Source organism: Azonexus hydrophilus (assembly GCF_001956855.1).
Taxonomy (GTDB): Bacteria; Pseudomonadota; Gammaproteobacteria; order Burkholderiales; family Rhodocyclaceae; genus Azonexus; species Azonexus hydrophilus_A.
In genome coordinates this window covers 1-13,351 of sequence record NZ_MTHD01000007.1, presented here as the reverse complement: position 1 = coordinate 13,351, position 13,351 = coordinate 1, and the positions used below count along the sequence as shown (strand labels likewise).

Annotated in this window: 12 protein-coding genes; 8 read left to right on the top strand and 4 right to left on the bottom strand. The window is 63.0% G+C overall.

The annotated features are described in order from the left end of the window. The first annotated feature begins 3 nt into the window (after nucleotides 1-3). The 6 genes from pcnB to BJN45_RS16310 all read left to right on the top strand — a co-directional run bounded on the left by pcnB (nucleotide 4) and on the right by BJN45_RS16310 (nucleotide 4,618). Nucleotides 4-1,344: a polynucleotide adenylyltransferase PcnB gene (gene pcnB, locus BJN45_RS16335; RefSeq protein WP_076097193.1), complete on the top strand. Its 1,341-nt coding sequence runs from the start codon at nucleotides 4-6 to the stop codon at nucleotides 1,342-1,344. Further along, on the top strand, nucleotides 1,341-1,817 hold the full coding sequence (gene folK, locus BJN45_RS16330; protein ID WP_076097191.1) for a 2-amino-4-hydroxy-6-hydroxymethyldihydropteridine diphosphokinase: 477 nt from the start codon (nucleotides 1,341-1,343) through the stop codon (nucleotides 1,815-1,817). The genes pcnB and folK overlap by 4 nt, the downstream gene beginning before the upstream one ends. Before the next feature lie 66 nt (nucleotides 1,818-1,883). After that, nucleotides 1,884-2,702: a 3-methyl-2-oxobutanoate hydroxymethyltransferase gene (gene panB, locus BJN45_RS16325; RefSeq protein WP_076097189.1), complete on the top strand. Its 819-nt coding sequence runs from the start codon at nucleotides 1,884-1,886 to the stop codon at nucleotides 2,700-2,702. A 4-nt stretch (nucleotides 2,703-2,706) separates the two neighbouring features. Further along, nucleotides 2,707-3,531 carry a pantoate--beta-alanine ligase gene (gene panC, locus BJN45_RS16320; RefSeq protein ID WP_076097186.1) on the top strand — a complete coding sequence of 275 codons (825 nt, stop codon included), beginning with the start codon at nucleotides 2,707-2,709 and terminating at the stop codon, nucleotides 3,529-3,531. A gap of 101 nt (nucleotides 3,532-3,632) precedes the next feature. After that, entirely contained in the window at nucleotides 3,633-4,004 is a 372-nt protein-coding gene (gene panD / locus BJN45_RS16315) for an aspartate 1-decarboxylase (protein WP_276205219.1), read from the top strand. Nucleotides 4,005-4,108: 104 nt separating this feature from the next. Further along, the gene (locus BJN45_RS16310; protein WP_076097185.1) at nucleotides 4,109-4,618 is read left to right on the top strand and encodes a hypothetical protein; all 510 of its coding nucleotides are present in this window, start codon (nucleotides 4,109-4,111) and stop codon (nucleotides 4,616-4,618) included. On the opposite strand, the gene BJN45_RS16305 is transcribed toward BJN45_RS16310, so the two are convergent. The 3 genes from BJN45_RS16305 to exaC form a co-directional block, all read right to left on the bottom strand. Continuing rightward, complete coding sequence (locus tag BJN45_RS16305; RefSeq protein ID WP_076097384.1) at nucleotides 4,615-5,898, bottom strand: NYN domain-containing protein; 1,284 nt, start codon at nucleotides 5,896-5,898, stop codon at nucleotides 4,615-4,617. The genes BJN45_RS16310 and BJN45_RS16305 overlap by 4 nt on opposite strands. Before the next feature lie 47 nt (nucleotides 5,899-5,945). Next, nucleotides 5,946-6,308, bottom strand: a complete 363-nt coding sequence (locus tag BJN45_RS16300) for a DUF779 domain-containing protein (protein ID WP_076097183.1) — start codon at nucleotides 6,306-6,308, stop codon at nucleotides 5,946-5,948. A 78-nt stretch (nucleotides 6,309-6,386) separates the two neighbouring features. Next, nucleotides 6,387-7,907, bottom strand: coding sequence for an acetaldehyde dehydrogenase ExaC (gene exaC, locus BJN45_RS16295; protein WP_076095303.1), 1,521 nt, complete (start codon nucleotides 7,905-7,907; stop codon nucleotides 6,387-6,389). A gap of 271 nt (nucleotides 7,908-8,178) precedes the next feature. Between exaC and BJN45_RS16290 the strand changes: the two genes are divergently transcribed. Together BJN45_RS16290 and BJN45_RS16285 are read left to right on the top strand one after the other, a co-directional pair. Continuing rightward, a complete protein-coding gene (locus BJN45_RS16290) occupies nucleotides 8,179-10,101 on the top strand; it encodes a sigma-54-dependent Fis family transcriptional regulator (RefSeq protein WP_076097181.1) in 1,923 nt (640 codons plus the stop codon). A gap of 70 nt (nucleotides 10,102-10,171) precedes the next feature. Next, nucleotides 10,172-10,867, top strand: a complete 696-nt coding sequence (locus BJN45_RS16285; RefSeq protein WP_076097179.1) for a Crp/Fnr family transcriptional regulator — start codon at nucleotides 10,172-10,174, stop codon at nucleotides 10,865-10,867. Between the two features lie 63 nt (nucleotides 10,868-10,930). Here BJN45_RS16285 and BJN45_RS18200 read toward each other — a convergent pair. Continuing rightward, the coding region (locus BJN45_RS18200; RefSeq protein WP_139326373.1) for a type I secretion C-terminal target domain-containing protein at nucleotides 10,931-13,351 on the bottom strand (2,421 nt) is incomplete at its 5' end.

The window sequence follows — 13,351 nt, the reverse complement described above, 5'->3', positions numbered from 1 at the left end:
CCTGTGATCCGCAAATTCATCTCCCGCGTTTTCAGCGGTAAAAAGTCCCGTTCCGGCAGCAACGAACCGGCCATCATCCCGGTATCCAGCCACGGCATTACCCGCGACCGCCTCTCCAGCGGCAGCCGGCGCACCTGCGAAACCCTGCAGGCCGAGGGCTTCAAGGCCTACGTCGTCGGCGGCGCCGTACGCGACCTGCTGATCGGCGCCGACCCGAAGGATTTCGACATCGCCACCGATGCCACGCCGGAAGAAGTGCGCCGCGCCTTCCGCCGTTCGCGCATCATCGGTCGCCGTTTCCAGATCGTGCATGTGATGATGGGCCAGGAAACCCTGGAGGTCACCACCTTCCGTGGCACGCTCGATGCCAACACGAAAACCGACGAACACGGCCGCGTGCTGCACGACAACGTTTTCGGCTCGCAGGCCGAAGACGCTGCCCGCCGCGATTTCACCGCCAACGCGCTGTACTACGATCCGACGACCGAAACCGTCATCGACTACCACCACGGCGTCGGCGACCTGAAAGCCCGCACCCTGCGCATGATCGGCGAGCCGCGCGCACGCTACCGCGAGGACCCGGTGCGCATGCTGCGCGCCGTCCGCCTCGCCGCCAAGCTCGGCCTGGCCATCGACCCGGAGGCGAAGAAGCCGATCCGCGAGATGGCCGAACTGCTGGAAAACGTTCCCGCCGCGCGCCTGTTCGACGAAATGCTGAAGCTGCTGACCTCGGGTCATTCGGTCAAGTGCATCACGCAACTGCGCGACGAGGGCCTGCACCACGGCTTGCTGCCGATGCTCGACGTCATTCTCGAACAGCCGATGGGCGAAAAATTCGTCATGGCCGCGCTGGCCAACACCGACGAGCGCGTCCGCCGCGGCAAGGGCACCTCGCCCGGCTTCCTGTTCGCGACGCTGCTCTGGCACGAAGTGCTGGCGCACTGGGACAAGATGAAGGCCAAGGGCGAAGCAAAGATTCCGGCGCTGTTCCAGGCGATGGACACGGTCCTCGACGTGCAGGGTGAAAAGCTCGCGATCACCCGCCGCATCGCCGGCGACATCAAGGACATCTGGGCGCTGCAGCCGCGTTTTGAACAACGCGCTGGCAAACGCCCGTACGCGCTGCTCGAACAGCCGCGCTTCCGCGCCGGCTACGATTTCCTGCTGCTGCGCGCGCAGGCCGGCGAAATCGACACGGAAGTCGCCGACTGGTGGACGCACTTCCAGAACGCCGAAGGCGACAAGCGCGCCGAAATGCTGATTCCGGAAGCCGCTGGCGACAAGAAAAAGCGCCGGCGCCGGAAAAAGCCGGCCAACGGCGCGCCCCAAGCCAGCGACGCATGAGCCTCGCCTACATCGCCCTGGGCGCCAATCTCGGCGACCCGGCGGCTACCGTCAACGCCGCTTTTGCCGCCCTCGACCAGTTGCCGCAAAGCCGCCTGCTGGCGACTTCGGCGCTGTACCGTACGGCGCCGGTCGGCATCGCCGAGCAGCCTGAGTTCGTCAACGCCGCCGCCCTGATCGACACGACGCTGGCGCCGGAAGCCCTGCTCGACGCGCTGCTCGCCATCGAACAGGCCTTCGGCCGCGTCCGCGCCGAGCGCAACGGCCCGCGCACGCTTGACCTCGACATCCTGCTCTATGACGACCTGACGCTGGCAACACCGCGCCTGACGCTGCCGCACCCGCGCCTGCATCTGCGCGCCTTCGTGCTGCAGCCGCTGGCCGACCTGGCGCCGGATCTGGCGATTCCCGGTCGCGGCAGCCTCGCCGCCTGGCTGCCGGCCGTTGCCAACCAGGGAATCTGCCGGCTTTGATTTAACGCTTGCCACTTCGGCGCCGCTGTGTATCCTTGGCGCCGTCAACAACGCCACGGGACGCCCATGTCTGCTCAAAGCATCACCCGCCGCCTGACCCAGGCCGACCTCGCCAAGCGCTACAGTGCCGGCGAGAAAATTGCCATGTTCACCTGCTACGACGCCAGTTTCGCCCGTCTGCTCGACGGTGCCGGCGTTGAATGCCTGCTGATCGGCGATTCGCTGGGCAACGTCATCCAGGGCCACGACACGACGCTGCCGGTCACCGTCGCCGACATCGCCTACCATACCGCCGCCGTCAAGCGCGGCGCCGACCAGGCCTTCATCATCGCCGACATGCCTTTCGGCAGCTACCAGGAATCGCCCGAACAGGCTTTCCGCAGCGCCGTCGTGCTGATGGCTGCCGGCGCCCAGATGGTCAAGCTCGAAGGCGGCGCCGAGATGGCGGCAACCGTGGACTTCCTCGTCCATCGCGGCATTCCGGTCTGTGCGCACGTCGGCCTGACGCCGCAATCGGTACATGTGCTCGGCGGCTACAAGGTCCAGGGCAAAGGCGATGCCGCCGCACGCAAGCTACTTGACGATGCGCAGGCCCTGCAGGACGCCGGCGCGACGATGATCGTCCTCGAAGCCATTCCGGCAACGCTGGCCAGCGAAGTCACGGCGGCGCTGAACATCATCACCATCGGCATCGGTGCCGGCAAGGACTGTTCCGGCCAGGTCATGGTGCTGCACGACGCCTTCGACATTCCGCCGGGCAAGAAGGCCAAGTTCGTCAAGAACTTCATGGACGGCGCCAGCAGCATCCACGACGCCGCCTGCCGCGCCGTTGCCGCCGTCAAGGACGGCAGCTACCCCGGTCCCGAACATACCTATTCCGCCTGAGACCATGCACATCCATTCCTGCATCGCCGATCTGCGCGCGGCGCTCAAGGGGCGCGGCCGCATCGTTTTCGTGCCGACCATGGGCAACCTGCACGCCGGCCACATCAGCCTGATGGAACAGGCGCGCGCCCACGGCGACACCGTGGTTGCCAGCATCTTCGTCAATCGCCTGCAGTTCGGGCCGAACGAGGATTTCGACAAATACCCGCGGACCTTCCAGGCCGATTGCGACAAACTCGCCGCTGCCGGCGTTGACGTGCTGTTCGCGCCGACCGAGGCCGACCTCTACCCCGAGCCGCAGGAATACATCGTCGAACCGCCGGCGATCCAGAACGTGCTCGACGGCGAGTTCCGCCCCGGCCATTTCCGCGGCGTCGCGACCATCGTCCTCAAGCTGTTCAACATCGTGCAGCCGCAAGCCGCGCTGTTCGGCAAGAAGGATTACCAGCAGCTGATGGTGATCCGCAACATGACCCGCCAGCTGGCGCTGCCGATCGACATCATCGGCGGTGAAACCGTGCGCGCCGACGACGGTCTGGCGCTGTCGTCGCGCAACGGCTACCTGGGCCCCGCCGAACGCGCCGAGGCACCGCGCCTGTACCGCCTGCTCAACGAAATCCGCGATGCCATCCGTAACGGCAACCGCGACTTCGCGGCGCTGGAAAATGCGGCCATTGCCGGGTTGACCGCAAATGGCTGGAAGACCGATTATGTTGCGGTGCGACAACAATCCGACCTGTCCGTCCCCGCTGTCGCCGATGCCCGGCTGGTCATTCTTGCCGCCAGCCGGCTCGGTGCCACCCGGCTGATCGACAATATTGAGGTTTAACGCGGTTTTGACGGGCAAAAAAAGATCGTTGACACACAGTCCAATGCCGTTAAAATTCGCTTCCCCCAACTTTCTGGATGAGTGAAACCATGCAGAGAACCATGTTGAAATCCAAGCTGCACCGCGTGACGGCAACGCACGCCGATCTGCACTACGAAGGTTCGTGCGCGATTGATGAAGACCTGCTCGAAGCAGCCAACATCAAGGAATACGAACAGATCGACATCTGGAACGTCAACAACGGCGAGCGTTTCACCACCTATGCGATCCGTGCCGAGCGTGGTTCCGGCGTCATTTCGGTCAACGGCTCGGCTGCCCGCCGCGCTGCCCCGGGCGACATCCTGATCATCGCCACCTTTGCCGTATACAACGAAGTCGAACTGGCCCGTCACGAGCCGGATCTGATCTACGTTGATTCGCAGAACCGCATCGTCCGTCGCGGTCACAAGATCCCGGTACAAGCCGCCGCCTGACCCGTCAGTCGAACCCGGTTTGAAAGGAACCCGCCTGTTGGCGGGTTTTTCTTTTTCTGTACAATCCGTTGCACAATTTTTAAAAACCGCAACGGAGACAAAGCATGGGCGTGATTTTCGCCAAGACACCGAAAGGCCAGGAAGAGCTGACGGCCAAGACCGGCGGCCTGACCCCGCGTCAGCGACGCGTATTGATCATGGTGGACGGCAAGCGCACCGTCGATGAATTGCGCGAAATGCTGCTGTCGGACGACCTGCAGCACACGCTGGGCCTGCTGGAGGAATCAGGCTTCATCGAGGTAGCCGGGCTGAAGGACGCGGCCGGTGCGACCCAGCCCGCGCCGGACGGCCCGCTGCCGTCGATCACCGCCTTCCGGCCGGTCGATGCGGTGAACGCGAAGGACATGGAGCTGGCCCGCAACTTCATCCAGAACACACTGAAGACCTTCTGCGGCCCCTTTGCCCACCTGCATATCGTCGAAGCGGCCTATGCGGCAAAGAGCCACGAGGAACTGCGCCTGCAGTTCGACCCGTGGTTTCACGCCGTCGTACAGACGCGCGAAGGCCGCCGCCGGGCGGAGGAACTTCGCACCCTGCTGCTGCGCGTGATCTAGCCGGCGCTGCCTTCGGACTTTTCTTCGGTTTTCTTCGGTTTGCGGCTGCGCGTCGCCTTCTTGGCCGGCTTTTTCTCGCTGACCGGAGCGTCGACCGCAACATCGGCCGCCGGCGGCGTGACTGCGACCTCGGCCGGCGCGACTGCCGCTTCGGCCGTCTTGCGCGGCCGGCGGTTGCTGCGCCGCGGCTTTTCCCTGGTCTCGGCGACTTCGGCAACGACCGGAGCGATCACGGCTTCGTCGACCGGCGCCGGCACTGCTTCCGGCACCTCGGCAAGCACCTCGACGACTGCCTTCTCGGCACTTTCCCGGCCATCCTTGCGCGTACGCCGACCACCGCGACGACGTCCTGCCGACTTCTCTTCGGTAGCGGCGACAGGCACCGGCGCCGTTGATTCAGCGACGGTTTTTTCATTTTCCGGCAGGTCGACCGCAAGCGTCGGCTCGCCAGCCTGGACTTCGCCGTCATGCGGGCGGGCGCGAGTCACGTAGTTACCGGACTTTTCGTCGCGACCGATGGCCAGCAAACCGCGGCTGGCAGCTTCTTCGAGCAGGTTGCCGAAGGTGCGAAAGCCGTAATAGCTCTCGCTGAAACCCGGATTGCGCCGCTTGACCACTTCCTTGAGCACCGAAGCCCAGGTCCGTTCGGCTTCGCCACGGTCGGCCATCAGGTCGGCGAAGGTCGCGGCAACCAGATCGACCGCCTTGCTCTTGCGCTCTTCCAGCTTCTCGCGCCGGCGGGCTTCCTCTTCCGGCGAACGCTTCTCGCGCTCGCGCCGCTGCCCGGAACGACCGGCGGCCTCGCGCTCGCGCACCAGGTCGTCGTAGTAGATGAACTCGTCGCAATTGGTCACCAGCAGGTCGGAACACGACTGCTTGACGCCGACGCCGATGACTTTCTTGGCGTTCTCGCGCAGCTTCGAGACCAGCGGCGAAAAATCGGAATCGCCGGAAATGATCACGAAGGTATCGACGTGCGCCTTGGTGTAGCAGAGGTCAAGCGCGTCGACGACCATGCGGATGTCGGCGGAATTCTTGCCCGACTGACGCACATGCGGGATTTCGATCAGTTCGAAATTGGCTTCATGCATCGGTGCCTTGAAGGCCTTGTAGCGATCCCAGTCGCAATAGGCTTTCTTGACGACGATGCTGCCCTTGGCGAGCAGACGCTCGAGCACCGGGCGGATATCGAATTTCTCGTACTGCGCGTCGCGCACGCCGAGTGCGACGTTTTCGAAGTCGCAGAAAAGCGCCATGCTGGAGGTATCGTTGGCGGCCATGAAATGCATCCGGATTGAAGAAGGCCGCAGTATACCGCCGGGTGCACTCAGCTGCCCTGCAATTGCGCCAGTTCGCTGTCGTCGAACAGCCGCGAGCGGGTCAGGAAGCATTTGCCGCTGCCGCTTTCCAGCGAAAAAGTGCCGCCCTGCCCGTCGACCGCATCAATGATCAGTTGCGTGTGCTGCCAGTATTCGTACTGCGCTGCGCTGATGTAGAACGGCACGCCGCCGATGTCGCCGAGATGGCGATCGTAAGGACCGATGGTCAGTTCGCCCGGCAGGTAGCAGTTGGGGCTGCTGTTGTCGCAGCAGCCGCCGGATTGGTAGAACATCAGTTTGCTGCCGAACTGGACCTGCAGTTGCTCGATCAGTGTCAGCGCTGCCGGCGTGGCAGTTACGCGGTCAACCATGGTTTTCTCCGAAAAAAACGGGGGGCAGAAGCCCCCCTGAAGCCCGCTAGGGCGCGCAGAGATAAAGCTTGAAGCGGATCAGAAGAAGCCGAGCTTCTGTTCGGCGTAGGAGACCAGCAGGTTCTTGGTCTGCTGGTAGTGGTCGAGCATGACCTTGTGGGTCTCGCGGCCGATGCCGGATTCCTTGTAGCCGCCGAAGGCAGCATGCGCCGGGTAGGCGTGGTAGCAGTTGGTCCACACGCGGCCGGCCTGGATGGCGCGGCCCATGCGGTAGGCGACGTTGCCGTTGCGGCTCCAGACGCCGGCGCCGAGACCGTACTGCGTGTCGTTGGCGATGGCCAGGGCTTCGGCTTCGTCCTTGAAGGTGGTGACGGCGAGTACCGGCCCGAAGATTTCTTCCTGGAAGATGCGCATCTTGTTGTGGCCCTTGAACAGCGTCGGCTGAATGTAGTAGCCACCACCCAGATCACCGTCGAGCTGGGCGCGTTCGCCGCCGATCAGCACTTCGGCGCCTTCTTCCTTGCCCAGTTTCAGGTAGGACTCGATCTTGTCCATCTGGATCTGCGACGCCTGCGCGCCCATCATCGTTTCGGTGTCGAGCGGCGAGCCCTGCTTGATCGCGGCGACCCGGGCCAGGCAACGTTCCATGAACTTCTCGTAGATCGATTCCTGGATCAGGGCGCGGCTCGGACAGGTACACACTTCGCCCTGGTTGAAGGCGAACAGCACCAGGCCTTCGATGGCCTTGTCGAGGAAGCCGTCGTCCTTGTCCATGACGTCGGCGAAGAAGATGTTGGGGGACTTGCCGCCCAGTTCCAGCGTCGCCGGAATCAGGTTGTTGGCAGCGGCCTGGGCGATCACGCGACCGGTGGCGGTGGAGCCGGTGAAGGCGATCTTGGCGATGCGCTTGCTGGTCGCCAGCGGCATGCCGGCTTCGCGGCCGTAGCCGTTGACGATGTTGAGCACGCCCGGCGGCAGCAGGTCGGCGATCAGGTCCATCAGGATCAGGATCGAGATCGGCGTCGATTCGGCCGGCTTCAAGACGACGCAGTTGCCGGCACCGAGTGCCGGTGCGAGCTTCCAGGCGGCCATCAGGATCGGGAAGTTCCACGGGATGATCTGGCCGACGACACCGAGCGGCTCATGGATGTGATAGGCCATGGTGTTCTCGTCGATTTCCGAGATGCCGCCTTCCTGCGAGCGCAGGCAGCCGGCGAAGTAGCGGAAGTGGTCGACGGCGAGCGGAATGTCGGCGTTCAGCGTTTCGCGGATCGGCTTGCCGTTGTCGACGGTCTCGGCGTAGGCGAGCAGTTCGAGGTTGGCTTCGAGGCGGTCGGCGATCTTCAGCAGGATGTTCGAACGCGTCGCGGCATCGGTCTTGCCCCACTTCGGGAAGGCGGCGTGGGCGGCGTCGAGCGCCAGTTCGATGTCTTCTGCGGTCGACCGGGCAACCTGGGTGTAAACCTTGCCGTTGACCGGCGTCACCACGTCGAAGTACTGGCCCTTGACCGGGGCCGTCCACTGACCGTTGATGAAGTTCTCGTACTTGGCCTTGTAGGCGATTTTTGCACCAGCGGTGCCGGGGGCTGCGTAGATCATCTCGTCTCCTTTGTTATTACGAATGAGTGAATCAGTTGCCTGATGGCAACAAGTCATTAACAAGCTGCGTGCCAGGTTCACAAGCCATTGAATTAGAAATGCTTTGTTTTTTGCCGTCGACCGCAACAAGGCAGTGGAACGTTGCAGGACGCAACGACTGTCACAATTTGGAACAGTGCACGGCGAATCCGGCCGGAAGTCTTGCATCCCGTTCGCGGCACCCTATACTCGTCGAAAAGCCGGGCATTGACCCGGCGAGGAGACAAACCCGATGCGCGCGAATTCCCCCGTTCCGGCACCGCTGTTGCGGCAGGCCCGGCTCAAGCTGCTGGAAGGCGGCGACTTTCCCGATGCGGCGATCGACGAACGCCTGGCCCGCTCATGGCGGCGCAGCCTGGCAGCCGGTCTGTCGCCGACCGGCCGGCTGGCGACGCCGGACAATCTGTCGGCCAGCGAACTGGGCCGGGCACTCGGGCGCAACCACGACCTGCTCAACCATTCCCGGCCGATCATGGAATACCTGTTCGAGCAGGTCCGGCACAGTCACAGCATGGTCATCCTCGCCGACAACCGCGGCGTGCTGATGCATACCCTGGGCGACCCCGACTTCCTCGGCAAGGCCGAACGCGTGGCCCTGATGTCCGGGGCCTGCTGGGACGAGCGCCGGCGCGGCACCAATGCCATCGGCACTGCGCTTGCCGAGGCGGCCGGGGTCGAGATTCACGGTGCCGAGCATTTTCTTGAACGCAACGGTTTCCTGACCTGCGCCGCCGCACCCATCGTCTCGGCAACCGGCGAACTGCTGGGCATTCTCGACATCTCCGGCGATCAGCGCAGCCACCATCCGCACACTCTGGGCCTGGTCAACACCGCCGCCCGGATGATCGAGAACCGGCTGGTTTCCGACGCCTGCCGCCGCCACCTGCGCCTGTACATCCACCCTGATCCGGCCGGCATCGGTACCGTCGCCGAAGGCATCGTCGCCGTTGCCGAGGACGGCTGGATCGTCGGCGCCAACCGCAACGCCTTGCGCATGCTCGGCCTCGCCACCGCCGATATCGGCGGCACGCCCCTGTTTCGTACGGTCGACACCCGGCTTGAGGATATTCTTGCGCAAACCCGGCGTCGACCGCAGCAGACGCTGAGCCTGCGCCGCCACGACGGCAGCGTCCTCTACGCCCGCGTCGATGGTCACGAGCCACGCGTGCTGTCGACGCCCTCCACGACCGCCGACGCGCACGCCGACGCACTGGCTGCGCTCGATACCGGCGATGCCCGCTGGCGCACCGCCGCCGCCAAGGCCCGGCGCATCGTCGGCAAGGACATCCCGTTGCTGCTCAGTGGCGAGTCCGGCGTCGGCAAGGAATTGTTTGCCCGCGCCGTGCACGAGTCGTCGCCACAGCGCGACGGTCCTTTCATCGCCATCAACTGTGCGGCGCTGCCGGAAAACCTGATCGAGGCCGAGCTTTTCGGCTACCTGCCCGGTGCCTTCACCGGCGCCCGCAAGGAAGGTTACATCGGTCGCCTGCGCGAAGCCGAAGGCGGTACGTTGTTCCTCGACGAAATCGGCGACATGCCGCTGACCATGCAAACCCGCCTGTTGCGCGTGCTGCAGGAACGCAAGGTGACGGCACTCGGCGGCGGTACTGCGGTCGACGTCCATTTTTCGCTGATTTGCGCCACCCACCGCGACCTGCCGGCCGCCTGCGCCAGCGGCCAGTTCCGCAGCGACCTCTATTACCGGCTCAACGGCCTGACCCTGCAACTGCCGGCGCTGCGTGAACGCAACGATTTTGCCGCGCTGTGCGACAAGCTGCTCAACGACCTGTTCCCCGAAGCCCCGCCGGCAATCACTCCGGCGCTGCAGCACCGCCTGTCCACCTATGCCTGGCCGGGCAACCTGCGCCAGCTCGCCAGCGTGCTGCGCACTGCCTGCGCCATGCTCGATCCGGGCGAAACGCGCATCGACTGGGCGCATCTGCCGGACGATCTGATCGCAGCACTGCAGCAACCGCCGGAAAATCCGCCTGCCGGCAGCGTCGACCGCAAGCAGCAGAATCTTGCCGAACTTTCGCTGGCTGCGATCCAGCAAGCCATCGCCAGCCACGACGGCAACCTCAGCGCTGCTGCCCGGCAACTCGGCATCAGCCGGCAAACGCTGTACCGGAAAATGAAAGGCAACAGCAGTACGTAAGCATTAAGAGGTATTGCCGGTGGCGGGCTGCAGGTGACAACATGTCTCGTCCAATTTGAAAGAGCTTGTCATGACCACTCCATCCAGCCTGGACATTGCCGCCCTGATCGGCCGCCTGCCCCTGTTCTCCAGCATGTCACAGGACGAAATTGCCCGCATTGCCCGCGGCACCAGGGAAATCCGCGCCGCCAAGGGCGACATCCTGTTCCACAAGGGCGATCCGAACCAGGGGTTTCATCTGTTGCTGTCTGGCCAGATCAAACTGGCCTTCACCTCCGCCCAGGGTAACGAAAAGGTCGTCGAGATCATCCAGCCGGGACAGACTTTCGGCGAAGCGATCATGTTCATGGATACGCCCTACATCGTCTTCGCCCAGGCACTGGCCGATTCGCAGATGCTACACATCTCTAAGGTGGCACTCTACGAAGAACTGGAAAACGACCCCAAACTCGCGCGCAAGATGCTCGCCAGCATGGCAATGCGCCTGCACCAGTTGATGAACGACATGGAAGGCTATTCGCTGCACTCGGGCAAGGAACGCATCATCACCTACCTGCTGCGCGAACTCCCGCCGTGTACGACACCGAGCGACTCGGCCACGGTTTCCCTGGCGACCACCAAGGGCGTCGTCGCCTCCCGCCTGAACCTGACCCAGGAACATTTTTCGCGCATCCTGCACGAACTGGTCGAAGACCGGCTGATCGTCGTCAAGGGACGTGACATCGAAATCCCCAGCCTGGAACGCCTGCGCAGCTATTCCGCCTGATTTTCGCGGACGTAAAAAAAGGGGCGGAAGAAATCCGCCCCTTTTTGCTGTCGACCGCAGGAATCAGTCAACCACCAGCTTGCCCTGGGTCAGCAGGTTCTGGATGACCTGCTGATCGGTGCTGCTGCTACCTACCAGATTGACGCCATTGAGGATGATCTGCTGGACGTCGTTGTTGTTGACGTTGCTGGGCAGGCCAGAAGCGGCATTGTTGTTGCTGAAGGAACCACTGGCGCTGACGTAGATCGTCGTATTGCCACCCGAATACTGGAAGTGCAGGAAGTTGTCGAGGGCATCAGCCGTGGTTGCCGAGCCCTGCAGCAGGTCGCGCAGATCCAGACGATCGCCACCGCTGGCAAAGCTGGCCGTGCCGAAGTCGGTGATGGTATCGACCGCTGGCGAGGACACACTACCAGCATCGGCAAGCCCCCAGGCAAACGTATCTGCACCCAGGCCACCCGTCAGAGTGTCACTGCCAGCGCCACCCCAGAGCGTGTCGTTGCCATCGCCACCGTTAAGCGTGTCATTGCCGGCACCACCGTAGAGGATGTCGTTGCCGGCACCACCCGACAGGGTGTCGTTGCCGGCACCACCCGACAGCTTGTCATCACCGTCAAAGCCGGAAATGATGTCGTCACCGGCCATGCCGTTGATGATGTCGTTGCCTGCGGTACCGTTCAGCGTCTCAGCCGAAGCGCTACCCGTGATTTCGCCACCGGCATTGCGCGACACATTCATCGTCAATTGACCATTCCCCTGGTCACCGTCGGCATCAACCAGCGTGAACCCGACGACTTCCTGAGCTGTACCGACCATCGTTGCCGACGGACGGTAGGTGTAATCACCGGTATCCATGTCGATGACAAAGGTCCCGCCCTGCTCCGTCGTGACGGTCAGGGTATGCGTTGCCGCATCCCAGGCATAGGTGTTGGTCGCACCGGCGTCGTTGGCAGCACTGATGGTGTTGGTCGTACGATTCCAGGTATATGTGCTCCGATCACCGACAGCACCGATGGAGATGATGCTGATGTAACCGCCATCGGCACCAACGGCACCTGGCGTTGCACCACTCAGGAGATTGCCGGAACTGCTCGGAATCGCCGTCGATTGCAACACGGCCGACAGATTGTTTTCATTGAGCACCTGGATGGCATTGGTATTCGTCCCGGTCGTGCCGTTGTAGGCAACAGGGTTGATACGCGTCATCGCGTCAGTGCTGATACCCGAACCGACGCCGATGGCAATCGAGTTGATGCCATTGGCTGCCAGGAAGTTCGTCCAGATGGCTTCTTCTGCCGCCTGGATACCCGCATCGGCTCCACCGCTCGAGGCACCGCTATTGACCAGCGCAGAAGTATTACCGTCGTTGTAGTTCGGCTCACCGTCGGTCAGGAAGTAAACCACGTTCTGCAGGGTTCCACCCGCCGGCACGCTGGTCAACTTGCCTTCATTGCTCCACGAGGCCATGGCCTGGGCAAGTGCCGCATCGTAGTTGGTCCAGCCATTAGCAACAACCGAGTTGATCAGGTCGATGGCGTCCTTCGCACTGACCCAGACCGGGCTGGAGCTGCTGGCAGTGGTCGAGAAGGTCACCAGTTGTACCGCAACCTCACCATAACCGTCGTAGGTGTTGATCAGATTGACCAACGCCGCCTTGGCCAGGGTCAGACGGGTGCCATCCATACTGCCGGAGTTATCCAGAACGATCATCACATTGGTGTTCTGGGTAACGGCAACGTCCTGGACCAGCGTGCCGGCAACCGGGGAATCATCTTCAACCTGAACCGTCAGGTTCGAGGTCTTGCTGTCGGATCCATTGCTGACCGTAACGCCGATATTGAGAGACAGTGCATCCTCAACATTGACACCTGAATGATCCAGGGGGCCCTTGAGTTCAACCTGGTAGTTGCCGTTGCTCTGCATCGTCAGCGTCAGAACCTCCTGACCGCCGGCGGAACCGCTCAGAACCGTTGCGCCAGCCACTGTCGAAGTAGTCCAGGTGACCGGATCACCACCGGAAGTGAGATTGGTCGGTGCGTTGAAGGAAATGCTCAGCGGCCCCGGCCCTTCGATGTTCATCGAACCGCTGTAGGTCGCTGAATTCGTGGTATCCGGGCTACCGATGGTATCCGGGTTGCCGCCAGGCAAACCTTCTTCCGAAACCGTCGCGGCACTGGTAGTGATGGTCACATCGTTATCGACGATCGTGGCAATCGCCGTATCGCTGTAGTTTGCACCGGCACTGCCCAGGATGGCACCCAGTGTGAAGGTTTCGTTCGGGTCAAAAATCGTGTCGTCGAACGTGTCCGTCTTCACCAGCACCTGGCTGTCACCCGCATTCACCGCGAAGGCCGTGCCTTCAACCGCGTTCTGCCAGGTCACGCCATTGTCCAGGCTGTACTGGAACGTCGCTGCCTTGTAGTCCACACCTTCCGTCGCCGGGTTCGCACCCGAGGCGTTCAGCGTCAGCGTCAGCGTGCCGCC